Origin of the sequence: Dickeya chrysanthemi NCPPB 402 (genome assembly GCF_000406105.1) — a bacterium.
In the GTDB taxonomy this organism is placed as follows: Bacteria; Pseudomonadota; Gammaproteobacteria; order Enterobacterales; family Enterobacteriaceae; genus Dickeya; species Dickeya chrysanthemi.
Genome location: NZ_CM001974.1, coordinates 2366095 through 2391170, shown reverse-complemented (window position 1 = coordinate 2391170; position 25076 = coordinate 2366095). Strand labels below are relative to the sequence as shown.

At 59.9% G+C, this 25076-nt stretch carries 15 protein-coding genes; 6 read left to right on the top strand and 9 right to left on the bottom strand.

Going from position 1 to position 25076, the window contains the following annotated elements; translation table 11 throughout:
• Positions 1–156 precede the first annotated feature (156 nt).
• The 4 genes from DCH402_RS10615 to DCH402_RS10600 all read right to left on the bottom strand — a co-directional run bounded on the left by DCH402_RS10615 (position 157) and on the right by DCH402_RS10600 (position 4120).
• Entirely contained in the window at positions 157–831 is a 675-nt protein-coding gene (locus DCH402_RS10615; protein ID WP_040001063.1) for an SDR family oxidoreductase, read from the bottom strand.
• Positions 832–1015: 184 nt separating this feature from the next.
• Entirely contained in the window at positions 1016–1348 is a 333-nt protein-coding gene (locus DCH402_RS10610) for a hypothetical protein (protein ID WP_012769731.1), read from the bottom strand.
• Between the two features lie 13 nt (positions 1349–1361).
• On the bottom strand, positions 1362–2957 hold the full coding sequence (locus DCH402_RS10605; protein WP_040001062.1) for a pectate lyase: 1596 nt from the start codon (positions 2955–2957) through the stop codon (positions 1362–1364).
• A gap of 128 nt (positions 2958–3085) precedes the next feature.
• Positions 3086–4120 (bottom strand): hypothetical protein, encoded by a 1035-nt coding sequence (locus DCH402_RS10600; RefSeq protein WP_040001061.1) that lies wholly within the window; start codon positions 4118–4120, stop codon positions 3086–3088.
• Positions 4121–4362: 242 nt separating this feature from the next.
• Between DCH402_RS10600 and DCH402_RS10595 the strand changes: the two genes are divergently transcribed.
• The 6 genes from DCH402_RS10595 to dbpA all read left to right on the top strand — a co-directional run bounded on the left by DCH402_RS10595 (position 4363) and on the right by dbpA (position 20727).
• On the top strand, positions 4363–9237 hold the full coding sequence (locus tag DCH402_RS10595; RefSeq protein ID WP_040001060.1) for an AvrE-family type 3 secretion system effector: 4875 nt from the start codon (positions 4363–4365) through the stop codon (positions 9235–9237).
• Between the two features lie 65 nt (positions 9238–9302).
• Positions 9303–9725 (top strand): type III secretion system chaperone, encoded by a 423-nt coding sequence (locus tag DCH402_RS10590; protein ID WP_040001059.1) that lies wholly within the window; start codon positions 9303–9305, stop codon positions 9723–9725.
• Positions 9726–9959: 234 nt separating this feature from the next.
• Positions 9960–13436, top strand: a complete 3477-nt coding sequence (gene recC / locus DCH402_RS10585) for an exodeoxyribonuclease V subunit gamma (protein WP_040001058.1) — start codon at positions 9960–9962, stop codon at positions 13434–13436.
• Positions 13433–17107: an exodeoxyribonuclease V subunit beta gene (gene recB, locus DCH402_RS10580; protein WP_040001057.1), complete on the top strand. Its 3675-nt coding sequence runs from the start codon at positions 13433–13435 to the stop codon at positions 17105–17107. Before recC ends, recB begins: the two co-directional genes overlap by 4 nt.
• The gene (gene recD, locus DCH402_RS10575) at positions 17104–19149 is read left to right on the top strand and encodes an exodeoxyribonuclease V subunit alpha (RefSeq protein WP_040001056.1); all 2046 of its coding nucleotides are present in this window, start codon (positions 17104–17106) and stop codon (positions 19147–19149) included. The genes recB and recD overlap by 4 nt, the downstream gene beginning before the upstream one ends.
• Positions 19150–19353: 204 nt before the next feature.
• Positions 19354–20727, top strand: a complete 1374-nt coding sequence (gene dbpA, locus DCH402_RS10570; protein WP_040001055.1) for an ATP-dependent RNA helicase DbpA — start codon at positions 19354–19356, stop codon at positions 20725–20727.
• A gap of 124 nt (positions 20728–20851) precedes the next feature.
• Here dbpA and DCH402_RS10565 read toward each other — a convergent pair whose 3' ends face one another.
• Genes DCH402_RS10565 through DCH402_RS10545 form a run of 5 tightly spaced genes read right to left on the bottom strand, consistent with a single transcriptional unit; the run spans position 20852 to position 25003 of the window.
• On the bottom strand, positions 20852–21472 hold the full coding sequence (locus DCH402_RS10565) for a TRAP transporter TatT component family protein (protein ID WP_040001054.1): 621 nt from the start codon (positions 21470–21472) through the stop codon (positions 20852–20854).
• Positions 21469–22275, bottom strand: a complete 807-nt coding sequence (locus tag DCH402_RS10560) for an SDR family oxidoreductase (RefSeq protein ID WP_040001053.1) — start codon at positions 22273–22275, stop codon at positions 21469–21471. The genes DCH402_RS10565 and DCH402_RS10560 overlap by 4 nt, the downstream gene beginning before the upstream one ends.
• The gene (locus tag DCH402_RS10555; protein WP_040001051.1) at positions 22262–22927 is read right to left on the bottom strand and encodes a TenA family transcriptional regulator; all 666 of its coding nucleotides are present in this window, start codon (positions 22925–22927) and stop codon (positions 22262–22264) included. Before DCH402_RS10555 ends, DCH402_RS10560 begins: the two co-directional genes overlap by 14 nt.
• 2 nt (positions 22928–22929) lie before the next feature.
• Positions 22930–24366 (bottom strand): AMP-dependent synthetase/ligase, encoded by a 1437-nt coding sequence (locus tag DCH402_RS10550; RefSeq protein ID WP_040001050.1) that lies wholly within the window; start codon positions 24364–24366, stop codon positions 22930–22932.
• Positions 24347–25003 carry a thermostable hemolysin gene (locus DCH402_RS10545; protein ID WP_040001049.1) on the bottom strand — a complete coding sequence of 219 codons (657 nt, stop codon included), beginning with the start codon at positions 25001–25003 and terminating at the stop codon, positions 24347–24349. Before DCH402_RS10545 ends, DCH402_RS10550 begins: the two co-directional genes overlap by 20 nt.
• Positions 25004–25076: the final 73 nt, after the last annotated feature.

The following is a 25076-nucleotide window of genomic DNA, read 5'->3' as shown; positions in this document are numbered from 1 at the left end:
CTTACTCAGGTAAGTGATTCGGGTGAGCGACAAATCTGCCGGGAGCAGATTTGAACGCTGCTTGCAGCGGCCCGAAGGGCGAGGCCCATTGATGGGCCGAGTCACGCAGCCAACACACCTGCAACTTGAAGTATGACGGGTATATAACGGGTGGTATCACCACGCCAGCCGGTTACCGGCGTAGTCGACGAAGTAGTGTCCGCCCTTACCCTGATAACGTGCGATTTGTTGCAGCAGGCCGCTGACGCTGGTTTCCACCGTCAGCGGTGCGTTGCCGCCGCCGAGATCAGTCTGTACCCAACCGGGATGCAATGACAACAGCGTTACCTGCCGGTCGGATACGGCATCGCTCAGGCTGCGTGTCAGCATGTTCAGCGCTGCCTTGCTGGCGGCATAGAAGGGCAGTTCCGCGTGGGGATTTTCCGTCAGGCTGCCTAGCCGCGAGGTCATGAACGCGAGTGTAGCGTGCTGAGCCAGACAAGGCCGCAGCGCCGAGGCCAGCGCGATCGGCGCCAGCGTGTTGGTGATAAACAGCGGCATCAATTGCTCTGGGTCGATCGCCGTCGGATCTTGCTGTTCCGGTCCATACACCCCCGCATTAATCAACACCAGATCAAAACGCTCTTGTGCCAGCGACTGACCCAACGCGGCGCGTTGGGCGGCGTCATTGATATCTAACGCCAGCCAACGTATCGGCAGGCTATCGGTGGCGGCGGAAGGGGCACGACGGGTGGCGGTCACCTTCCAGTCTTGCTGGTGCAGTGCCGTAGCCATGCCCAATCCCAGCCCGCGAGAGGCACCGATGATCAATGCGCGTTGTCCTGAATCCATAATGATGACCTCCTGAATGGTCTGGTTGCGATGGAAACGCGGTGGCTCAACCGCGTGAGGTTGGCCGAATGGGCGATTCTACGTGTTGCGGATGTGGCGTCACAAGGTGAAACGGGCCATGGGCGGTGCAGGCATAAAAAAGCCAGCGCTTGGCGCTGGCGTGTAAAGTCAATGCATAGGTGAATCATAACGCATTGCGTTGTTGCTGCAGGGCGATCAGGTGGTCGGCTATCTGGCGAATCACCCAAAACGCGGTTTGCCCCACGTCGCTGTTCATTTCCGGGTCCAGTGACGTATCGACGCTTTTCAAAAAGTCGGCTTCCAGCGAGTCGACAAAGGTATCGAAGTCAAACCGGCCGCTGCGCGGCAGCTCTTTCTGGCTCAGCACCAGATTGAGACGCCGGGTCACCATCTGGATGGCCTGCTCAAACGCCTGACGCTGTGCCGGCGTAATGTACCCGCCCCGGTCGACCAGATCGGTCCAGCGGGTAGGGGTATCGGTATCATGCTCGGTCATGGTGCGCTCCCCGTCAGCTTACTTGCAGGTTGGTGGATTTAGGAACTTTGTAGTGATTGTTAACGTTATCCAGGTTGGCATTGTTAACTTTCACGTTCAGCCCTTCACTGTCACTTTTCACAAACGAGAACTTACCGTTCTGCGCATCGATGTTGCTCAGGTTGAGATTCCAGTTACCCTGCTGGCCGCCGTTGGTACGGACGAAGGTCCCGAAGTCTTTCGCCTTGAAGTTATCGACGTTGAAGTTGGCATCCGCATTCAACTGGAATATTTTGTCGGAAGCACCCTGGGCGCTGCTGTTGGTGATAGAGACGTTAGCCGGTTTACCGTTGTTGCTCTTCACCGTCAATGCATCTTCACCGACGTTAGTCCAGTGTACGTTATCGATTTTGGCATCGCCGTGCAGATGGATACCATCAGCCGCGTTATTGCCGAAAGTCACGTTCTTGACGGAACCGCCGTCGGCCACTTCAAACAGCGGTTTTTGTCCTTCTTTCTGGCCGCCGTCACCTAATGCCGGGCCGGCAACGTAGGTTTTGCCTTTACCGTCAAAGACTTCACCCGGTCCGACTTTGATCGGTTCATTGACTACAATGGCATTGGCATTATCCGCCGTGGGGAAGGATACCGGGCCAGACTTACCCGCGCTGCCGGTTGATGCCGTGCCGCTATCACCGGTTGCGCCCGTTGCATTGCTGCCGCCCACCGAAGGCGCCGCGCCGCCACCGGCACCACCGCCTACAGAAGGCGCTGCGCCGCCACCGGCACCACCGCCTACAGAAGGCGCTGCGCCGCCACCGGCACCACCGCCCACAGAAGGCGTCGCGCTGCCGCCGGCACCACCGCCCACAGAAGGCGTCGCGCTGCCGCCGCCGCTATTATTGCCTGCGCCGTCCTGCGGTTGACCAAACTGATTTTTCTGGTTTTCCATCAGCATCGCGACCAGCGCCAGCAGAATTTTCAGCAGCGGGTTGTCACCGATCTGGCCGCCGCCATCTTGTGTCGGGGAGATGCCATTGCTGAGCGCGCTTTCACCGGTATCCTGCAACAATGATTTGCTGAGATCTTCCAGGCCGGAGGTGCCACCAGCCCCCTGGGCGCCACCGGCTCCCTGCGCGCCGGAAAGCCCGCCGTTGCCGCCTACGCCGCCGTTACCGCCCATGCCACCGTTGCCTTGCAGACCCTGACCGCCCTGCGACCCATCTTTCGGCATCAGTATATCCAGCAATTTGGTGAGCAGGTCGCCCAGGCCATTCTGGCCCTGTCCGCCACCCAGCCCCTGTCCGCCACCCAGCCCCTGACTGTTGCCTAAACCACCACCTTGTGCGCCACCGGCGCTACCGGCGCCATTATCGCCGCCGAGTGCGCCGTTGCTGCGTTCCAGCGGATTATTGCCGCTGCCTTGTGCGCCGCCGTTGTTACCCAGCAGAGCGGTCAGAACGACCGCCAGTGCTTCCAGTAATTTGGTGTCCTGCGAAGAGGATTTATTGCCGGAAAGCCCGTTATTGCCCAGCCCGCTGTTGCCGGTACTGTCCGCGCCGCCTAAACCGCCCAGCCCGCCTTGCAGGCCTGAGTTGGGGATACTGAGTGTGATACTGATGTCAGCCATAATTTGCCTCTTTACCCAAAGATGAGATGCCGTTCCCGAAACAGGCAGACCCCTGCCTGCCACCTAATAAGTGAAAAAAGCGCCTGATAAGTTCCACGAAGGGGATAACAATCAGGCGCATAAGACGATTAAACCGTAGCTTTCCCGGTATCGGCGCCAACGGCATCCAGTGCGGGCGTCAGGCCGAGCTGATTGCCGCCCGCGCTTGGTTGCCCTTTGCCGTCAGCCAGTTCGCCGGCGTTATTACTGGCTCCGGCCGGCGTGACGCCGCCGATTTCAGGTGCTGCTCCGCTGAGAACGGGGGCAGCACCACCAGCGGAAGGCGTGCCGGCGGCGTTGCCTGTACTGGGTGCGCCGCCGGAAATCGGTGCCGCACCACCGGAGCCATTGCCACCGCCGGAGCCGCCCTGCGGCTGGCCGAACTGGTTTTTCTGGCTTTCCATCAGCAACGCCACCAGCGCCAGCAGGATTTTCAGCAACGGGTTATCGCTAATCTGGCCGCCGCCGTCCTGCGTTGGGGATATCCCATTGCCGAGACTGCTTTCGCCGGTATCCTGCAACAGCGATTTACTGAGATCCTCAAGCCCGCCGGCTCCTCCCGCCCCGCCAGCCCCACCCGCTCCGCCCGTACCCTGTGCACCGGACGCGCCGCCGCCCGCACCGTCCAGTCCGTTGCTTTGCAACCCCTGGCCGCCCTGCGCGCCGTCTTTCGGTATCAACAGATCCAGCAACTTGGTCAGAATGTCGGTCAGACCGTTCTGGCCCTGACCGCCGCCGGCACCGCCGAGCCCATCGCCCAAACCGCCGCTCAGACCATTACTCACGCCGCTACCGGCGCCATCGCCCAACCCGTTTCCGGCACCGTTGCTTTGGCCTGCGCCCGGTGTATTGCCCATTCCGCCGCCGCCGAGGGCGTCGGTAGTGCGCCCCAACGGGTTATTGTCGCCGCCCTGACCGCCGTTGTTGTTCAGCAGATTGGGCAGCAGTGCGGTCAAAACTACCGCCAATGCTTCCAGTAGCTGGTTTTCCTGCGCGGTTGATTTCTTGCCGGAAAGTCCATTATTGCCCAGACCGTTATTCAGATTGTCTGCGCCGCCAACGCCTCCCAGTCCGCCATTCAGGCCGGCGCTGGGAATACTGAGCGTGATGTTGATATCAGCCATAGTTCGCCTCTTTTCATTTCATCAGGATGTGGGTGCCCGTTATCGAAAACGTGCGAGTGTCAGCACGGCAAATGCCTGCTGTTTGCTGAGTGAGCAATTGCGTGACGGCGGTTCCGTGCCGCCGTGGTTTGTTCTGAAAGTAATAGGGCGTTGGAAGAAGGGAACCGGCGACGACGTCAGTCCACTCAACACAGACATCACCCCAAGTTCAATCCAGTAATCCAGCACACGGGAGAAAGCCAATGTTGGGCATGAATCATATTCAGCGACAGCAGTCGCTGTCGGATAGACAAAACACGGCCCCCCAGGTCAGCCATGCGCTGACGCAGGGCAGCACATCGGTACCCGGACAGTCCGCTTCCGCTTCGCTGCAACGGGAAGGTATGCACGCCGGAATGACGCCGATCAGCCAGCAGCCCTCGTTGCCCCAAAACGAAGGCGCGCAGATTGGTCGTTCCCCCAATCTGAAGGACATGCAGTCGGCTGTCGAACGTGCGCTGTCGTCCGAACCGGCGAAAGATTTGGTGTCGCTGGATAAAAAGGGTCAGCTTACGTTGGGCAATGGGGTGTCCGATCACCTGAAAACGCTGTTGTCGCAGACATTAGGCAAGAACAGTCAGCCGTATGTGGCGCATCAGGCCGCCGAAGACGGCGGTCAGCATGTACTCATGGACAAGAGCGGTCGCCTGTTCAGCCTGCAACAGTCCGGCGACAGTCTGGTGGCGCTGCACTCCAGTACCCCTACGCAGGCGAATAAAGCCGCTGAGGCGCTGTCGGGCAAGAATAAGGCCAGTTATACGCTGGCGATGGACGACACCCATGTGAGTGCGTCGATCGTCAATCGTAGCGGCGTCAACACTATCAACCTGCCGCCGCCGGGCCAGGCTGCGCAGGCGCAGTTGACCGGGGTGCATACCGACCCATTGCACGGCAATGAAAAATTGAGGATTCATGACAAAGCGCTTTATAGCCTGAATGCCGACCAGGTGTGGGAGAAGAAGAGCGATACCCCACACAGCCAGCTAGCCGGGCAGGCGGATGGCAAGCTGTATGCCGTGAAAGACGATAAGACGCTGGCTAACCTGTCGGCGGGGCACGACTCGGTTCCGTTTGAAGACAAAATTAAATCGTTTTCGGCCAACGCGCAGGGCAACGTGGCGGTATTGACGGAAAACGCTGACCACACCGCGCAGATTCATCTGTTGCCGAAAGCCGACGCCCCGGCAGACGAACATAAAACGCTCAACCTGAAGCTTGACGGCAATGTCGCGTTGGCGCGCGGTAGTGAGCAGGTCAACGCCAAGGCTGTTGGGCTGGATGGCGACCGGCTGTTTGTCGCCGATGACGAAGGCAAGGTGTTTGCCGGGAAGTTGCCCTCGGACGGCGACAATACCGTGAAGCTGGAACCGTATCACAGCCCGGCGCTGAATGCCGCGTTTGGTGCTGAACACAAGGTTCAAGGGTTTGTCGCGGGCGATGGCGGCACTATGCATGCGCAGGTCAGCGATGCCACCGGACAAAAACATCTGGCGCCGCTGGCGGATGGCAGCAAACCGGGAGAAACCGAAGGGTTCAAACCGGGCTGGAACCTGAGCGACGCACTGGTGGTTGATAACAAGACCGGGCTGAATGCGGTGCGGCCGCAGCCCCATGATGTCATGGACATGGGGCGACTCGGCACCATGGCGCTGCACGACGATAAAGTACACTACCTCGACAGCACCACCCAGAGCTGGACCAAAACCGATGTGGGCGCCAGCCAGTTGAAACGCGGGCTGGATAATCAGGCGTATGTGCTGGATGAGGGGCAAGTGAAGAAGCTGTCCATCAACCAAAAGGCCGACAGCGTCACTCACGGCGATAGCAACGTGTTTGCCGTCACGCAGGGGCGCAATTCGCCGTCGGCGGGCGACCCTTTGCCGGGGCCGGAGAAAAACAGTGGTACAACCGCGTTGGCGGTGGTGGATGGCAACAAGTTCGTTACCGCCAATGATAAAGGTGAACTGCTGTTGCACCTTAATAAGCCCGGCCTGGCGCGGGCGGCGATGCCGCCTCAGCCGTTACCGACCGCCGGGTTGAGCGGCGAGGTAAAAGATCTGGCGTTGGATAAAGATCAAAACCTGTTTGCGCTTAACAAGGAAGGACAGCTGTTCAAGCTGGATAAGCAGGCGTTACAGGGTAACGCCGAAGCGCGTGCCGGCGCCCAGTGGCAACCGGTCTCCTTGCCGGATAATGTCAAAGCGGAACACTTGTCCACCACCAAAAATCATGAGCCAGCGATCTCTGAAGACGGTCACCAGCAGCACCAGTTGACCAGGAACGGCTGGAAAACCACGGTGCCGGATACACAGCTCGCCAGACCGCAACCTCGTGCGGCTGAAATCACCTATGACCGTCTGGCTGGCGCCACCAAGGCGGTTCATATTCCGTTAACGAATCTCACCGGTAAAGTCGAGTCGCAGGTGCTGGGGCGCTCCGGTATGGAAGGCAGCAAACTGAACAGCAACCTTGGAGACTTCCTCGGTGCTTACGTCAAAGAAACCGTAAAAGAGATGGTGAGAAAGCCGATTGACGCCGCCCAGCACCACATGAAAGGGCGCGAAGGGTTGTCACCGCTTTATGACACCCAAGCGAGCATGTTCAAAAAACTGGAACAGTCGGTCTCTTCCCATACCTGGAGCGCCAAACGGGACGACCTGCAAACCCGGATGGACAAACTCGATCTGGGCGAGGCCGGCAAACCGTTATTGGCTGAATTGAAATCATTCCAGAACGATCTGGAAATGAGTGCGGCTAAATCCGCCACGATGTTGGGTAAGCATCAGGGCGTGTTGCAGAGCAACGGCGAGGTGAATGAAAAATTCAAACCGTCGGTCTTTAAAGCCGTTACGCAATCCATCAATGAGAAGCGATCGGGTAAAGATCTGAGCGTGGCGTTGTCGACGATAATGAACGCCGCACCGTTATCCAAAGACAGCAAGGCCGGTGAGTTGCTGAATACCTTTGTGGATAAGAAAGTCGACATGAGCTACCAGAGCGACAAGGTAGCTGCTGGGCCACATCGTGATTTGGGGGATGCGATGGCGTTGACCAAATCCCGCCTGGCGCTGGATGTGATGACCGCAAGCAGCTTGCACGGCATCGTCGACAAGCTGGAAGCGTTATCCGGCAAACAACCCACCGCCGATGATCTCAAACCGATTCAGGCGGCGTTAAGTGAACTGCGTGATCATCAATACGGCGGCAACGACGTGAAAAAGGTCACCGATATGGGCTTTACCCGTTTCGGTGCACTGGAGGCCGATTATGATGCGGTAAAAACCTTTGCCGAGGCGTTTGGCAATGACCGTAGTTCGGTGAGTCTGACTTCTCAGAAGTCACTGGATGCTGAAGATAAAACCGAACTGACGAAGAAACTGAAAGACACCGTCTTGTCGTTGGATAACGGTGAAAGCCTGTCCGTCAACCGTAACTACAATGCCGGTGCCAGCACGGCCTATGTGCCTGCCAAAGCCAGTGTACTGATCCACGCCACCTCGCTCCCGATTATTCCCAGCGGCGGCGTAACCGGTGACCGAAGTTACAGTTTAAGTTTTAGCCGCAGCGATAACGGTATTGACGTTAACTTTGGGCGCAACGGCGGGCTGAACGCCAGAGTCGGGGTGGCGACCGGCCAGTCGCCGAATGATGCCAAGAAAAATTTTAATTTCGACGATAAAAAACACACGCTGGCGTTGGACGTGCGCTTTGGCGGCAGCGTCACCGCCGGATTGGGCACCGTGCAGCAGAACGGCCTGAAATTCACGCTGAGTGAAAAAGAGTTGCCCGGTTTCATCGACAAACTGATCGATGGCAAGGTTAACCCGCTGGAGCTGGTCACCAAGGGCAATGACCACCGGGTGAAAGAAGGGTTTTCCGTTAAATTTGATGTGGATGCCGCACTGACGGCCGATGCCCGCGCAGGCATGAACCTGAGGAACAACCCCAGCGCGGAGCAAAGAGGCAAAGTAGCGACCTCCGCAGGCCGACTTTCCGTCGGGGTGGGCGCCGGGGCGAACCTGATGTCCGCCAGCCACGAGCACAGCACGGTGCGCGGCGAGTTTACCGAGCAGAACGCCACCACCAATAACCGGGTGCGCTTCATGAACCAGGTCAACGTGGGGGCGAACGCCACGGGGTTCGCCGGTATCACCAAGCCTGACCCGAACGGCTCGTGGACGGCGCCGCTATCAAGCAACGCGTCCGTCACCATGACGGTGGATACCAAAACCAACCACAGCATCAGTATGCAGCTCAAACCGGCGCAACCGCTGCAAGCGAAGGACATGGACAGCCTGATTACCTCGCTGGGGAACAACTTTACCGACCCGGAAACGAAACAGGTGCTGAAAGGGGTGAAAGACCTGACGGATAACGGAGAAAAACTGGCGATCCTCAATAAGCATTTTGAGGCCAAAACCCCGGCGGGCGATGGGCAGTACGGTGCGATTCAAGGCTTGCAGAGCAAAAGCCGGCAGCATGAAGCCGCGGAAAAACAGGGGGTGACGCTGGATAGCGCCAGCTACAGCACCAGTTACGCCAACCTGTCCAAACTGGACAGCAACGGTATTTTCCATGCGTTGCGCAAGCTGGTCAGCGATAACCTGCCGCCGACCAACGCCGAGCGTATTCACGGCTTCATGGAGGAAAACCCGGCGCTGAAAGCGGTGGTGCAAAAAATGCAGTCGCTGACCAACGCCACCGCCGGCGTCAGCCTGGAACTGAAAGATGAGGTGAAGGCGAAAGTCGAACAAGGTATTCAAAACAACACGATGGGTAAGGATGACATCGCGGCGATCTTCCGTGACAGCAACAACCTGCGTATTAAGTCAGTCGATTTCACCCAGACGGTGAAAAACAAGGAAGGTCTGGCGTTCCCGCTGCCGATTGTCAGCGCAGGCAGCAGTGCGGACGTCAGCATGACCAAACTGCTGGGCAAGATTAATTTCAGCTACGGTCAGAACCAGGATAGCCCGAGCAGCTTTAGCCTGGAAGGGGCTATCGCCAAGGCTGACCCAGGGGTATCTCAGGCGGTCAATCAGATGCATCAGCATGGCATGACGCTTGATAAATCCTGATAAAGCAACGGTATATGTGGAAACGGAACGACGAATATTTATCGATTCATTAAAGGAGTAAAACCATGACATCAGCACAACAACAGGCGGCACGCTTGCTGCAACATTTCAGCCAGTTCAACAAAACCCGCCTGACGCTGAATAACGGTATCTGTGTCCTGAACGGCGCCGACGGGCAAGAGGCGGCGGTGATTGAAGTGCCGGCGCAGAGTGACAATCTGTTGCTGCACTGCCAGTTGGTCAACCTGAAAGGGGAAGACCGTGTTGCCATCTATCGGCTGATGCTGTTGCTCAATTTCGAGATGGCGGCGATGCGCGGGTGCTGGCTGGCGCTGGATGAGTTCGACAATCTGCGCCTGTGCAGTCAGTATCCGCTGGATAAGCTGGATGAACCGGGCTTTAGCGCACTGCTCAATGGTTATATTCGGCAGGTAGCGGAAACACGTTCATTTATCGAGCAGACGCTGACGGAAGTCAACGCCGCCTGAGTCGGGCTGTTGACGTAACGGCTCCACCGGTTTCAACAACGCACTGTGCGATGGGGTAAAAAACCTGTCGCTTGTGCGTTTTTTACGCGCGCTGGCGTGATGCCAGTGAAAATAACCGCCAGACAACCCGCCATTCTGCATCGGCACATGCCCACCGAATCCTCTTGAATGCTAAGATATTTGCTGACTGTACCGAAATTCGGTACACCGTTGCGGCAACGAGCAGAGATATCGATGAGCGAAAACAGGTTAAACCCCGGTTTGATGGCGATCCACGGCAACCATCCTGAAGATCTGCGCGACGTGCTGGTGTCGTGGATGGCGTCCAATCCACTGGACGGGCTGGAAAACGAGCTGATTCTGGTACAGAGCAACGGCATCGGGCAGTGGCTGAAGCTGGCGCTGGCGCGCGATCCCCGCGAAGGCGGATGCGGTGTGGCGGCGGCGCTGGACATCCAGTTACCGTCGCGTTTTTTCTGGCAGGCCTACCGTTCGGTGCTGGGTCACGATCAGGTGCCGGAAACCTCGCCGTTCGATAAATCCTTGTTGGTGTGGCGGCTGTTGCGCCTGTTACCTGATCTGCTCACGCAGCCGGAATTTGCCGCGCTGGCGCGCTTTCTGCATCAGGACACCGATCTGCGTAAACATTACCAACTGGCCGAGCGGCTGGCCGACCTGTTCGACCAATATCAGGTATATCGCGCCGACTGGCTGGCCGACTGGACCGCCGGGCGTGACGTGCTGACCAGCCACCGACGCGGCGAGGAGACGCTGCCGGAAGAGCAGCGCTGGCAGCCGTTGCTGTGGCGGGCATTGCTGGCGGATATCGGCGAGGCACTATCCGGCACCAGCCGTGCGGCGCTGCACCAGCGCTTTCTGGATGAGCTAAAACGGCGGGGCGATAGCGAACGTCCGGCCGGTTTACCTTCGCGTGTTGTCGTGTTCGGTATTTCGTCGTTGTCGCAACAGGCGCTGGAACTGCTGGCGGCCATCGGGCGTTGGACTCAGGTGTTCATGTGTGTGCATAACCCGTGCCGGCATTACTGGGGCGATATTATCGCCGATAAGGATCTGCTGCGCGCCGAGCGCGCCCGTCAGCGGCGCAAACCCGGTATGCCGGATGTCCTTGCACTGGAAGAATTGCATCAACACGCCCACCCGTTGCTGGCGGCGTGGGGTAAACAAGGGCGCGATTACATCGGGTTGTTGGATGAATACGACCAGCGCGAGCATTACGCCTCATTGATTGAGCGTAGCGACCTGTTTTTCAGCAACGACAACGACAGCCTGCTGCATCAGTTACAGGACGATATCCTGGAGTTGCGCCCGCTGGCGGAAAGCGGCGCGCGCTGGCCCGCCGTCGATCCGCAGCGTGATCGTTCGATCCGTTTTCATCTGGCGCACAGCCCGCAGCGTGAAGTGGAAGTGCTGCATGACCAACTGCTGGCGGCGTTTGCCGCCGACCCGACGTTGCGCCCGCGCGATGTGATCGTGATGGTGCCGGACATCAACGGCTATGCGCCGCATATTCAGGCGGTGTTCGGGCTGGTCGACCGGCAGGACCCGCGCTACATCCCGTTCAGTGTGGCGGATCGCGGGCCGCGCCAGAATAACCTGTTGCTGGCGGCGCTGGAAAAACTGCTACATCTGCCGCAATCGCGCGTGGCGGTCAGCGATGTGCTGGATTTGCTGGACGTACCGGCGGTACGTCGGCGTTTTGCCATCGACGACGAGCACCTGCCGTTGCTGCAACGCTGGATCCGGGCCGCCAACGTGCGCTGGGGGCTACACGCCCGCCAACGTCAAAGCCTCGACTTGCCTGATGCGCCGGAACAGAACAGCTGGTTTTTCGGGCTGCGCCGCATGTTGTTGGGGTACGCGGTGGGCGCCGGCAGCGCCTGGCGAGATATCGAGCCGCTGGATGAAGTCGGCGGGTTGGATGCGGTGCTGGCCGGCCAACTGGCGCTGCTGCTCGACCGGTTGGACTCTGGCTGGCAACAGCTTTGCCAGCCGGCGACGCCGTCGCAATGGGGCGAGCGGTTGCGGGCATTGCTAAGCACGTTCTTTGCAGCGGATGAGGGGGAAGACGGCTTTATGCTGCTGCAACTGGACGACGGGTTGCAGAGCTGGCTGGAGGCGTGCGAGTCGGTAGCGCTGGATCAGGCACTGCCGCTGTCGGTGGTACGGGAGCACTGGCTGGGATTATTCGAACAATCCAGCCTGACGCAACCGTTTTTTGCCGGCACCGTCATTTTCGCTACGCTGATGCCGATGCGCGCGATTCCGTTTCGCCACGTCTGCCTGCTGGGCATGAACGATGGCGATTATCCCCGCAACCGGGTGCCGCTGGATTTCGACCTGATGGGGCAGGACTATCGCCCCGGCGACCGTTCCCGTCGCGAAGACGATCGTTATCTGTTTCTGGAGGCGCTACTGTCGGCGCGTGATCAGTTCTACATCAGTTGGGTGGGGCGCAGCATCCACGACAACAGCGAACGTCCGCCCTCGGTGCTGGTGGCGCAATTACGTGACCATCTGAGCAATGGCTGGCGAGCCGTCGACGGGCAGGACGTGTTGCCCGCCTTGACGGTGGAACACCGGTTGCAGCCATTCAGTGCGGATTATTTTATCGCCGACAGCCCGTTGTTCAGCTATGCCCGCGAATGGCGCGCCGGATTGGTGGCGCAGGATGCTCCGGCGACGGAAGCCGCGCTGAGCGAGTATCAGCAGGATGGCGTGCTGACGCTGCGCCAACTGGCGGATTTTATCCGTGACCCGGTGCGCAGCTTTTTCCGGTTGCGGCTCAATGTCTGGTTCGAGTTGGAAGACCCCACCAGCCAGGATCAGGAGCCGTTTGCCATTGACGCGCTGGAAAACTGGCGGCTGCAACATGAGCTGATTCAGGAACAGAAAGCGGCGTTGAATCGGCAGATTCCCCGAGAGCAGGCGCTGGCGGCGCAACTGGATCGCATCGCCCGACGCGGCGAACTGGCGCCCGGCGGCTTTACCTCGGTGTTGGCGCAGGCGTTGGCGGAACCGATGGCGGATCTGTTCACCCGTTACGCGCAGGAGCAGGAAAAATGGCCGCGATCATTGCCTGACGAAGCGCTGTCGCCGCCCGATTTACCACTGGAAGACTGGCTGAACGAGCTACGCGCCGATGAGCAGGGTAACCGCTGCCGTCTGGTGCTGGAAAGCGGCGGATTGCTTCACCCTGTGCGCCGCAGTTACCGACTCGACAAGCTGTTGCCGTTCTGGGTGACGCACCTGGCCGGGCACCTCGACGGGCTGCCGCTGCACAGTACGTTGGTCAGCAAAAATGGTACTGTTCACCTGCCGGCGCTGGCGCCGCAACAGGCGACGGCATACTGGCAGGCGTTGATGGAGGCCTGGCAGGCAGGTATGCGTTACCCGCTGCCGCTGGCGGTGAAAACCGGATTTTGCTGGCTGGAGGCGGGCGGTGAGCCGGATCAGCCGCCGGACGGCGAGGCAGGCAAAGCGGCGCGCCAGTGCTATGAGGATCATGACCCGGACAACCGCAAGTTTGCCGAGTCGGCGTCTAACCCTTATCTGGCGCGGGCTTTCCCGACGTTCGAACACCTGTGGGCCGACGGCGAGTTTGCCCGCTGGACACAGCAGTTGCTGGCGCCGCTGTACCTGACGCTGAAAGCGGCATCGGCGAAACAGAAAAAATCAGGAGGCCAGTCATGACGGCGCATTCGTTACCTTCCCCGCTGGATGTGCTGCGTTTTCCGCTTTCCGGCAGCCGCCTGATCGAAGCCAGTGCCGGCACCGGCAAAACCTTCACCATCGCCATGCTGTATGTGCGGCTGGTGCTGGGGCACGGCGGCGAGCAGGCGTTTTCCCGGCCGCTCAACCCACCGGAGATTCTGGTGGTGACCTTTACCGACGCCGCCACGCGCGAGCTGCGCGACCGTATCCGTGCGCGGCTGGCGCAGGCGGCCGCCTACTTTCAGCCGGACGGCAACGATAAACAAGATGACCCGCTGCTGCATGAACTGCGCGCCGATTACCCGCCGGAGCAGTGGCCGGGCTGCGCACGCAAACTGCAACTGGCCGCCGAATGGATGGACGAAGCGGCGGTCTCCACGATTCACAGCTGGTGCAACCGGATGTTGGGCGAACACGCCTTTGACAGCGGCAGCCTGTTTAACCAGACGCTGGAAACCGACCAGAGCGACTTGCTGCTGGAGGTGGTGCGTGATTACTGGCGCACGTTCTTTTTCCCGCTCGATGCCCGCGATGTGCTGGAACTGCGCGACAACTGGTTATCGCCGGAAAGCTTTTATCGCAGCGTGACGCCGTTACTGGAGTATGCCGATGAGATTGGCATCGACGAGCTGCCCGCGCAGATTTTCAGCGCGGTCCGCGACGAAAAAACGCACCGGCTGGCGGCGCTGAAAGCACCCTGGCCGCAGTGGTGCGGCGAATTACGCGACGTGCTGCATGATGCGGTGGCGCAGAAAAAGGCGGACGGCCGCAAGCTGCAAGCCCGTTATTTCGAGGCATGGCTGGATAAACTGTACCACTGGGCCACCAGTGACGAGACGACGCTGGATATCGGCACCGGCTGGACGCGGCTGACCCCGCAAGGGTTACGAGAGTGCTGGAAAGTGCCGGAAGAGGCGCCGCAGCACCCGGCATTGACCGCAATGGAGACGCTGGCGCAGCAGTTGAGCGAATTGCCGGAACCGCGCAGCCGGCTGTTACGACATGCCTGCCGTTGGGTCAGCCAGCGTTTTCACCACGAGCAGGAAAGCCGGGCGCAAATGGGGTTTCAGGACTTGTTGACCCGGTTGGACGCCGCGTTGCGCGGCGATAACGGCGAACGGCTGGCGCAACGTATTCGCCGCCAGTTTCCGCTGGCGATGATCGACGAATTTCAGGACACCGACCCGCTGCAATACCGCATTTTCGATACCCTCTATCGGGTGGCGGACAACGACCCGCAGCAGGGATTGATCCTGATCGGCGACCCGAAACAGGCGATTTATGCATTTCGCGGTGCCGATATTTATACCTATTTGCGCGCCCGCCGCGATACCGATGGGCGACATTACACGCTGGGCACCAACTTCCGCTCCACGCAGGCGATGGTGGATGCGGTAAACCAGGTGTTTATGCAGGCGGAGAACCGCGCCGACGGCGCGGGGGCGTTTCTGTTTCGACAGCCGGACGGCGATAATCCGGTGCCGTTTTTGCCAGTGCAGGCCAACGGCCGCGATGAAGTCTGGATGCGGGAAGGCGCAAAGGCGGCGGCGCTGACCTGCTGGACGCTGGAAACGGATGAACCGATATCGTCGGCGGAATACCGCCAGCGGATGGCCGCGGGCTGCGCCCGTGAAATAGTGCGGCTGTTGCAACTCGGCGTACAGGGGCTGGCCGGTTTTGCCGCGCCGGGTCAGGCGCTGCGCCCGGTCAGGCCGGGGGATATGGCGGTGCTGGTGAATACCGGGCGTGAAGCGATGGCGGTGCGGGCGCAACTGTCCGCTCGCGGTGTGCGCAGCGTGTATTTGTCGGATCGGGAATCGGTTTTCGACAGCCCGCAAGCCGGTGAGTTGCGCTGTTGGCTGGCGGCTTGCGCCGACCCGGAGAACGATCGGTTACTGCGCGCCGCGCTGGCGACGCCATTACTGGGGCTGAGCTGGCAGGCGCTTGACTGTCTTAACCACGACGAGCGGGAGTGGGAACGCCGGGTGATGCAGTTTGTCGGCTACCAGAACTGCTGGCGACAGCAGGGGGTGCTGCCGATGTTACGGCGACTATTGTGGGAGTTCGATGTACCACGCCGGTTGCTGGCTGCCGACAATGCCCGCGCGCTGACCGATGTGTTGCACCTGTCGGAGTTATTGCAACAGGCCAGTGTGCATCTGGACGGCGAACACGCGCTGATCCGCTATCTGGCGGAGCAGTGTCAGGCAGAAAACCCTGGCGGCGACACGCTGAAACTACGGCTGGAAAGCGATGCCGATCGGGTAAAAGTGGTGACCGTTCACAAATCCAAAGGGCTGGAATATCCGCTGGTGTTTTTGCCGTTCGCCTGTGCGTTTCGCGCCGTCAGCCAGCGGGATGTGCCGCTGAAGTTTCATGATGATGACGGGCAGCCGCACCTTGAGCTGACCGCCAGCGACGCGGCGGTGCAGCGTGCCGACCATGAGCGGCTGGGCGAGGATTTGCGTAAGTTCTATGTGGCGTTGACCCGCGCCCGCTACGCGCTGTGGCTGGGCATCGCGCCGTTGAAAGAACTCGAAAAAAGCGCGCCCGGTTACCTGCTCGGCGCCGGCGAGCCGTTGGCGCCGGGACAACTGACGCAACAGTTGGCGGTCTGGTGCGGCGCGCACAGCCGGATAGCGCCGCTGCCGGAGACCGATGAGGCGAGGTATCGCGCTGTGCAGGCGTCGCCGTCGCTGGGTCAGGAACCACCGTTGCCGGATATCCGTCGCCATCGCTGGCGCATCACCAGTTACTCGGGATTGCAACGGGCGCCGGAAGGGCAATTCCAGGCGCAGCGCGAACCTTCTGAAAACGAGGCCGCCGAGGTACAGAGTGCGCGGCAGGAAACCTTCAGCGAACCGCAGGACGTTGCAGAACGTCTGCCGCCGTTGCCGGCCGGCTACGATATGTACAGTTTTCCACGCGGGGCGGTGCCGGGCAGCTTTCTGCATGGCTTGCTGGAGTGGGCGGGGGAGACGGGCTTTGCGGCGCTGGCGGCGGATCGCGACCGGGTGGAAGATCAGGTGGCGCGGCGTTGTAACCGACAAGGCTGGACGCCGTGGATACCGATGCTCACCGACTGGCTAATGGCCTTGCTCCGTCAGCCGCTGACCTTGCCGGGATCATCCGGCGGCGCGGTGTCGCTGGCCGGGTTGACGCAGTATCAGGTGGAAATGGAGTTTTGGTTTGCGCTCAATCAGGTTGATACCCAGGCGTTGGATAATCAGGTCCGGGCCGCCACGCTGGCGGGTGAGCCACGGGCAACACTGATGCGTGAGCAGCTTAACGGCATGCTGAAAGGGTTTATCGATTTGGTGTTTGAACATCAGGGGCGCTATTACGTGCTGGACTACAAATCCAACTGGCTGGGGGCGAATGCCGCTGACTATGACGGGTTACGGATGGCGCACGCCATGCTGGAGCACCGTTACGACCTGCAACTGGCATTGTACCTGTTTGCGCTGCACCGCTTACTCAAGTCCCGCCTGCCGGATTACGACTATGATCGTCATGTCGGCGGGGCATTGTACCTGTTTCTGCGTGGTAGTCAGGCACCGGGCGGCGGCGTATACGCCGAGCGGCCGGACCGATCGCTGATTGAGGCGCTGGATCGCCTGTTTAGCGGCGACACGGAGGCGATGGCATGAACATGACCCGTCATGACGAATTAACCCGGTTGCTGGACCAATGGGTTGACTGCGGCTGGCTGCGAGAGCTGGATCGGGCGCTGGTGCGCTTTCTGCATCAGGAGTGCCCGGAGGCGTCGCCTTTATTGTTGCTGGGTGCGGCGCTGGTCAGTTATCAGCTTGGGCGCGGACATGTGTGCCTCGATCTGGCCGCTACGCTGGCCGACAGCGGATTCTCGCTGGCGTTGCCGCCGGAAGGCGATCGCAGCGAAAACAGCAAAATAGCACGCCCGGCGGAGGTGCTGGCCGGGGTGACCCTGGCGGCCTGGCAGGCGGCGCTGCAACAGCCGGCGCTGGTATCGTCGGGGGAAGGCAATACGCCGCTGGTGCTGGTAGGCTCGCGTCTTTATCTGCGTCGCTACTGGCAGTACGAGCAGGATGTGCATCACGCCGTTATGCAGCGGTTGCAGCAAAATGCGGCGTTACGCGCGGCCATTGCGCCTGCGGCGCTGCGCCGACGGCTGGAGGCGCTGTTTCCTGCCGCCGGGAGTAACGCGACCAACTGGCAGAAACTGGCCTGTGCGCTGGCGGCGGGCAGTGCGTTCAGCATCATTACCGGCGGGCCGGGCACCGGGAAAACCACCACCGTGGTAAAACTGCTGGCGCTGTTGCAATCGCTGGCGCTGGAGCAGCAGGGCAAACCGCTGCGTATCCGGCTGGCGGCGCCCACCGGCAAGGCGGCGGCGCGGCTGAACGAGTCCATCGCCGGGGCGATTGCCGGTTTGTCGCTGGACGGGCTGGCGCAAGGCGATGCTATTCGTGCGCACATTAACAGTGAGGTGGTGACGCTGCACCGTTTACTCGGGAGCCGCCCGGACAGCCGACATTTCCGTCATCACGCCGATAACCCGCTGCTGCTGGATGTGCTGGTGGTGGATGAGGCCTCAATGGTGGATTTGGAGATGATGGCGGCGCTGCTGGCCGCCATGCCGGCGCGTTCCCGCCTGGTACTGCTGGGCGATAAAGACCAACTGGCGTCGGTTGAAGCGGGGGCGTTGATGGGCGAGCTGTGCCAGCGCGCCGCACAAGGGCACTACCTGCCGCTGACCTGTGACTGGCTGCGCGAGGTAGCGGGAGACGCGCCGGCCGATGACTTGCTCGATCCGTACGGCACCGCGCTGGATCAATCGATTGTTATGTTGCGCCACAGCTACCGTTTTGGCGCGGACAGCGGCATCGGCAAACTGGCTGACGCGGTGAATGCCGGTGATAGCGCGGCGCTGGCGTCTGTCTGGCAGCGTGGGTTTGCCGATTTGGCGCAATTAACCCTGAGCGCGAACGATGACAAGACGTTGCGCGAATGGGTGATCGACGGTGCCGCCGGCCGCTTCGGTACGCAGGTCGGTGCGGCGGCGCCGGTAGGCTACGGCGACTACCTGCGCCGGATGGTGGCGACGCAACCGGATCTGACGGCGCCGCAAAGCGAGTTTGATCACTGGGCGTCGCACATTCTGGCGGCGTTCGGTCGCTTCCAACTGCTGTGCGCCTTGCGCAACGGCCCCTGGGGTGTCGATAACATGAATACGCGCATCGCCCATCTGTTGCATCGCAATGGGTTGCTGGCGGCCTGGCAAGGCTGGTATCCGGGGCGACCGGTGATGGTGACCCGCAACGATTACGGCCAACGGCTGATGAACGGCGATATCGGTATTACGCTGGCGGTGCCGCAGCGCCAGCCGGACGGCGCCCTCAGTTGGGTGAGCCGGGTGGCGTTTCCCGCAGGGGATGGTACGTCCGGTATTCGCTGGGTTATGCCGGGGCGCTTATCGGCGGTGGAAACGGTGTTCGCCATGACGGTGCATAAATCGCAGGGGTCGGAATTCGCCCATACGGCGTTGCTGCTGCCGGATACCTTAAGCCCGATCCTGACGCGTGAGCTGATCTACACCGGCATCACCCGCGCTAAACACGCCTTCAGCCTCGGTTGCGCCGGAGAGCACAGTACGGTGTTGGCTGAGGCGGTCGGCCGGCGGGTGTTGCGGGTAAGCGGATTGTCAGGGTAAATCGCGGCGGGGCGGCAGGCGGCAGGGCAAGCTACCTGACGTCAACGCCCGGCAGGCCTGATGTGTCAGACGTGGCCACACAACGTATCTGTTGTCCTGGATATCACTAATTAGCCGGGCCAGAATAGTGAAGTGAAAACTCCTCACGGCGCGGCGGGAAAGGGATGGTATCATTGCCGACTTATTTCATCTGGAATTCTCACCGTGACCTCATTTGCTGAACTTAACGCGCTTCCTGCCGCACAACTCACCACGCTTAACGAACTGGGCTATCTGACGATGACCCCGATACAGGCCGCGGCGTTACCGGCGATCCTGGCCGGAAAAGATGTGCGTGCGCAGGCGAAAACCGGCAGCGGTAAAACCGCGGCTTTCGGTCTGGGGCTGTTACAGCACCTTGATGCCGGGCGGTTTAACACGCAGTCGCTGGTGCTGTGCCCGACCCGCGAACTCGCCGATCAGGTTGCCAATGAACTGCGCCGTCTGGCGCGCGGTATGCCGAACATCAAGGTGTTGACGCTGTGCGGCGGCGTACCGTTCGGTCTCCAGCGAGACTCGCTGACCCATGCGCCGCATGTGATTGTCGCCACACCGGGCCGACTGCTGGACCATCTGAAAAAAGAGACCGTCAGCCTTGATGACTTACGGACACTGGTGCTGGATGAAGCGGATCGGATGCTTGATATGGGGTTTGCCGACGCCATTGACGAGGTTATCGCCCAGGTGCCGACACCATGCCAGACGCTGCTGTTTTCCGCCACCTGGCCGGAGGCTATCGCCGCCATCAGCCGACGCATCCAGCGTGATCCGCTGATCATTGAAATCGACACGGTGGATGAACTGCCGGCGGTTGAACAACAGTTCTATGAAGTGTCTCGCAGCGGCAAACTCGATCTGCTGCAAAAGCTGCTCAGCCGCGAACAGCCGGCTTCCTGCGTGGTGTTCTGCAATACCAAAAAAGATTGTCAGGCGGTGTACGAGGCATTGACCAACAGCAATCAGAGCGTGCTGGCGCTGCATGGCGACATGGAACAGCGTGACCGCGACCAGACGCTGGTACGCTTCGCCAACGGCAGCAGCCGTGTGCTGGTGGCAACCGACGTTGCGGCGCGCGGGCTGGATATCAAAGCGCTGGAGATGGTGATTAACTACGAGCTGTCGTGGGATCCCGAGGTGCATGTTCACCGTATCGGCCGTACCGCGCGTGCCGGTGAAAGCGGGCTGGCCATCAGTCTTTGCGCGCCGGAAGAGGCCCAGCGTGCCAATGCGCTGGAAGAAATGTTGAAGATGAAACTCAACTGGCATCCGTTGCCCACCGGACTGCGCATCACCCCGCTGGAGGCCGTCATGGCAACGCTATGCATCGACGGCGGTAAAAAAGCCAAAATGCGCGCCGGCGATATTCTGGGGGCGTTAACCGGCGACATGGGGCTGGATGGGGCGGATATCGGTAAGATTGCGATTCATCCGATGCACGCCTATGTGGCGGTGAAGCAGGCGGTGGCGCGCCACGCGTGGAAACAGTTGCAACAGGGGAAAATCAAAGGAAAAACGGTGAAAGTCAGGCTGCTGAAGTAACTCCGGCCAGCAGCAGACCCGTCTGGCGCAATCGCAACCGGATGTCTTTGGATACTGACGGGCCATCCGGCCGTTAACAGAATACGCCGTCCCCAACGCCCGGCCGCGATGGGGACGGGATCATTTACTGGAGACTGGCCAGATCCCTGGCGATATCGCGGCGACGCCCGCTGTCGGCAATTTCACGTCCGGGGCGGGCGGGCGCTTTAAGCGCTTTTTCCAGATAGCGTTTCGCTTCGTCGGTTTTTTTCTCTTTCAGCAGAAAATCACCATAAAAGTAGTTGGGATCAATCCCCTCGGGATTGAGCGCCAGGGCCTTTTTCAACATTTGTTCCGCTTTTTCTTTATCGCCAAAACCAATCGGCCAGCCGGGGACTTGATAATACAGCGCGCCAAGACTGGTCCAGGCCGAACCCTGTAACGCGTTCGGATCCCGCTCAATCGCCTTTTCCAGGTTATCGCGCGCCTGTTTGACGAGGCTCAGCGCACCCAGGCCGCCTTTAGCGCCCGCCCAACTGCTGTCGATAATCGCCGACCAGATGAGCAGCGGCGCATCGGTATTGTTGCTCGCCTGGCTGGCGTCATGCGCCTGCTGGCTGAGCGTGCTGAAGCAGCGCTCTTTCGCGGATTCAAGCGTCTGGTACTGGCAGATGGACCAGCTTTGCTGCAAATTCTCCAGCGAGAGGTTCGCCAGCGCTGAAAAGGGGACGGCTGCGGTAAGGACAAGTGTGTACAGGATTTTCATTGATCTTCACCTTTGTTTGTGCCCCGGGCATATGCCTGAATGACGGATAATTTTTTACCTAATGCCCCATCGACAAGGGTGGGAAACCAGGCGTTGATCTTGACGAACAGACGTTCCATCACGCCGAAACGGTAGCGCTTTCGCTCTGTTTCAAGCTGGTGGACGAGCCGTGAGGCGACAAAAGCGGGAGAGTCGCTGCCGTTGCCGAGCTTGCGGTTCAGCGCGTATACCGCATCGCTGTTTAAGGTCGTTTCCGTGGCACGTGGGGCGGCATACAATACGTTGATGCCGCTGCCCTGTAATTCGCGCCCCAGCGCTTCGGAAAAGCGGTGCGCGGCGGCCTTGGTCGCGCTGTAGACGCTCCAGGCAGGGTGGCCGATTTCGCCGAAGATAGAACCAATATTGAGCACGATGCCTTGTGGATTAAACTTTTCGAGCAAGGTCCGCGTCAGCAGGACCGGTATTTCGATATTGGTTCGAATCTGCTCGCGAATGTCGTCAAAAGACTGTTGATCAAACAGCGAAAAGCGGCTGCTTCCGGCGTTGTTGATCAGCACATCCAGCCGGTTCTCATCGTTAAACTTGGCGGCAAGGGTGACGATTTCGTCGTCGGAATAGGTGTTCATCAGCACAATATGGTGCTGTTCCGGGTGCGGCAGGTTTTGTTTCAACTGCGCCATCGCCTGCTCATTGCGCCCGACAAGATAGAGCCGCGCCCCCTTTTGCGCCAGCGCGTGCGCCAGCGCCTGCCCAATACCGCCGCTGGCGCCGGTCAGCAGAATGGTTTTGTTATTCAGGTTCACGCGTGTTTTGCCCCAGTTGATTAAGCATCTCGCCGTACAGACGATAAACGCGACGGGCGGTATGGATAATAGCGGCCTGATCGCCTTCGTCAGTGACCGTATCCATTAGCGATGCGAAAAACTTCAGGTGTTCCTGGTCGAGCTCGCCGTGAGAACGCAGATAGGTTGTCGCCTGTTCCGGCAACCCCAGCGTACGCTCAACCTGCGCGGCGACGGCAGAGGCAATCGACACGCTGGTCCCTTCCAGTACCAGTACCATGCCGAAGATACTCATCGGGTTTACCCGCTCGATACGGTAGTAAAGGTAGGCGATCATCATCTCGATCGGCATGCCGGGCGTGCCGTCTCGGACTTTTTCCGCATCGCCGCCACCGGTGCGGATATCGTTGAGGATCCACTCCTGATGCCCGTATTCTTCATCAATATATTCCGCAATCGCGCCCCGAACCGCTTCATGCGAGGCGGGCAGACGACCGCCTGCACACATCAGCAGCGGCACGGTATGGCTGACGTGATAGTACGCCTGGGTCAGAAAATCGAGGTACATCTCGCGGGAGATGTCGCCTGCCTGGCAGCGGGCGATAACCGGGGAAGAGAGTAAGCGCTGGCGATCCACCGCAGTTTGACGTTGTAATTCCTGATAAAAACCCATGATTATTCCTCCTCACTGCTGGTGAGTATGTGTTGCTCCAGAGATTGCCAGATGGCATTCCGGCGTGGTCGTCCATTGGCTGTTAACATGCCGGGCGATGAGATTTCCGAGGTGAACAGCAAGCGGTGAAACTGCGCGTAGTCCGGCAGACGAGCGGAAAGGGCCTGTAGTTGTTCGCGTGCCTGTTCCTGTTGTCCTTCAAACGCATCGACCAGCGCAACATTGCGTCTCAACCCTTCACCGAAAATGACGATGCGGCGTACCGCCGGGCAGGCCATTGCCTCCGCTTCCGGCCATTCCGGCGAAAAATTGCGGCCAAAGGCGTTGATCTGCACATTTTTCAGCCGCCCCTGAATATGGAGAAAACCGTCTTCATCTATCCGGCCCAGATCCCCGGTCGCTACCGTCGGCGGCGCGGGTTCGGCACCCAGATAGCCCAGCGCGTTGGCCGGACTGGTCACGCACAACTGGTGGTGGTCATCGACCGTCACCCGAATACCGGGCAACGGCCTGCCGACACGGCTCTCTTTGGCGGCACCGGGAAGATTCAGCGCGACGACGGAGCCGCATTCAGACAAGCCGTAACCTTCAAATACGGGTAAACCGCTGTGCTCCGCCATTGTCAGCAGCGAGGCTGAAATTTTGCCGCCGCCGGCGGCGATAAAGCGCAGGGATTGCGTGCTTTCCGGCGCCTGTCGATGCAGCAGTAACAATACCCGTAGCAGTTCCGGCACCAGCACCAGACTGTGCGGACGCCAGTGGGTCAGCGCCTGGAGAAAGGGTCCGGGAGTAAACCGGCTGGAGCCTTCAAAACCAATACGAGAAGGCGGCAAAACTACCGTCTCTGCGCCGAGCAGGAGCGGGATATAGAGGCCGCACACATTCTCCAGCAGGATGCTGAGCGGAAGCAGAACCAAATGCTTATCCAGATTCAGCGTGTGCAGCGCGGTGGCCAGCGTTTGCGCCGTCCAGAACATGCCGCTCTGGCTCAGGCAAACACCTTTTGGCTCGCCGGTCGTGCCGGAAGTATAGGTGATTTTGGCCGTGCCGACGGGCAGGAGAACCGGGTCCGATATCGTACGCGTTTGCATTCTGCCGAACGGGAAGTGGTGTTCCTGCCAGCCCGCCAGTAACTCGCCGCCGATTTGCGCATCGATAGAGGCTGATGCCCGCACCCAGGTTTTTTGAGCCTCGGTGAAAAACGGCGGTACCGGGATAATCACCACCTCACCGGCCAGACAGGCGAGATCGATAATGGCCCACTCCGGGCTGTTATCCGCTTCAAGCGCCAGCCGTTTTACCCCGAGCGAGCGTAAGCGCGCCGCAACAGTGATGACGGCTTCATGGTATTGCTGCCAGCTCCATGTTCGGGTTTCCCCGTGCAGGGCAATGGCGTGGGGGCGGCGGCGAGCCTGTTGCTCAAGCATGTCCAGAAACATAGGGTTCTCCCGATGAGGTGATCCAGGGGGCGTCAGGCGAGGAGCTAAAAAGACTCAGTAGCAGGCTGGTGTGGCTTAACGTGGTGTGCCCGCCGATCAGTTCACCGGCCATCACCTGCGGGTCATGCTGGTAGTAATCACCCCATTCGAGGGCGGCGTCGCCCAGTTGTTCAGGCCGTGCCGACGTCAGTAATAGCGGTTGCAGGTTCAAACGATAAAAGATGTTGCGGATTTTTTTGGTACCGGTAAATACGATCCACGAAAAGCGGTATTGATTGAGAAGCTGACAAACAGCGGCATACATGACGCGGGCGGACGCACCGTCCTGCGCGGCAAAGTTACCGACTTCCACAATCGCGGCGCGTGACACCGGAGCGGCGAAACGTGACGACAATTCCGCTTCAACGGGGTTTTCGAGGTAATGCTCAAGGTAGAGTGGCCCGTGGGAGGCCGGCTGGATGCCGCAGGCTGCTTTCAACTCACCGTTTGCGTCGTACATACCGAGTAGCCAGGGCATACAACGAGAAAGCGTGGCGTGGTAAATCTGGTGATAACTGGAATGTATTAACGCGGAAATATCGCTAACTTCACTTCCACCGCGCGTCCATTCTAATGAGTAGGGTGACGTTATTCGCATAATTAACCTCATCTGTGATGAGGTTATCCTGATCTTTTATTATTATGCGAACCTTAAGACCGGGCGATTTTCT

Bases quoted from the DNA above. Each gene is read 5' to 3' on its own strand.
- DCH402_RS10605 (WP_040001062.1), bottom strand. From the start codon at position 2,957: ATGGCTGACATCAGTATCACACTCAGTATCCCCAACTCAGGCCTGCAA.
- recC (WP_040001058.1), top strand. From the start codon at position 9,960: ATGAGCGAAAACAGGTTAAACCCCGGTTTGATGGCGATCCACGGCAAC.
- DCH402_RS10550 (WP_040001050.1), bottom strand. From the start codon at position 24,366: ATGTTTCTGGACATGCTTGAGCAACAGGCTCGCCGCCGCCCCCACGCC.
- DCH402_RS10600 (WP_040001061.1), bottom strand. From the start codon at position 4,120: ATGGCTGATATCAACATCACGCTCAGTATTCCCAGCGCCGGCCTGAAT.
- DCH402_RS10555 (WP_040001051.1), bottom strand. From the start codon at position 22,927: ATGGGTTTTTATCAGGAATTACAACGTCAAACTGCGGTGGATCGCCAG.
- DCH402_RS10595 (WP_040001060.1), top strand. From the start codon at position 4,363: ATGTTGGGCATGAATCATATTCAGCGACAGCAGTCGCTGTCGGATAGA.
- DCH402_RS10615 (WP_040001063.1), bottom strand. From the start codon at position 831: ATGGATTCAGGACAACGCGCATTGATCATCGGTGCCTCTCGCGGGCTG.
- recB (WP_040001057.1), top strand. From the start codon at position 13,433: ATGACGGCGCATTCGTTACCTTCCCCGCTGGATGTGCTGCGTTTTCCG.
- DCH402_RS10545 (WP_040001049.1), bottom strand. From the start codon at position 25,003: ATGCGAATAACGTCACCCTACTCATTAGAATGGACGCGCGGTGGAAGT.
- recD (WP_040001056.1), top strand. From the start codon at position 17,104: ATGAACATGACCCGTCATGACGAATTAACCCGGTTGCTGGACCAATGG.
- DCH402_RS10610 (WP_012769731.1), bottom strand. From the start codon at position 1,348: ATGACCGAGCATGATACCGATACCCCTACCCGCTGGACCGATCTGGTC.
- DCH402_RS10590 (WP_040001059.1), top strand. From the start codon at position 9,303: ATGACATCAGCACAACAACAGGCGGCACGCTTGCTGCAACATTTCAGC.
- DCH402_RS10565 (WP_040001054.1), bottom strand. From the start codon at position 21,472: ATGAAAATCCTGTACACACTTGTCCTTACCGCAGCCGTCCCCTTTTCA.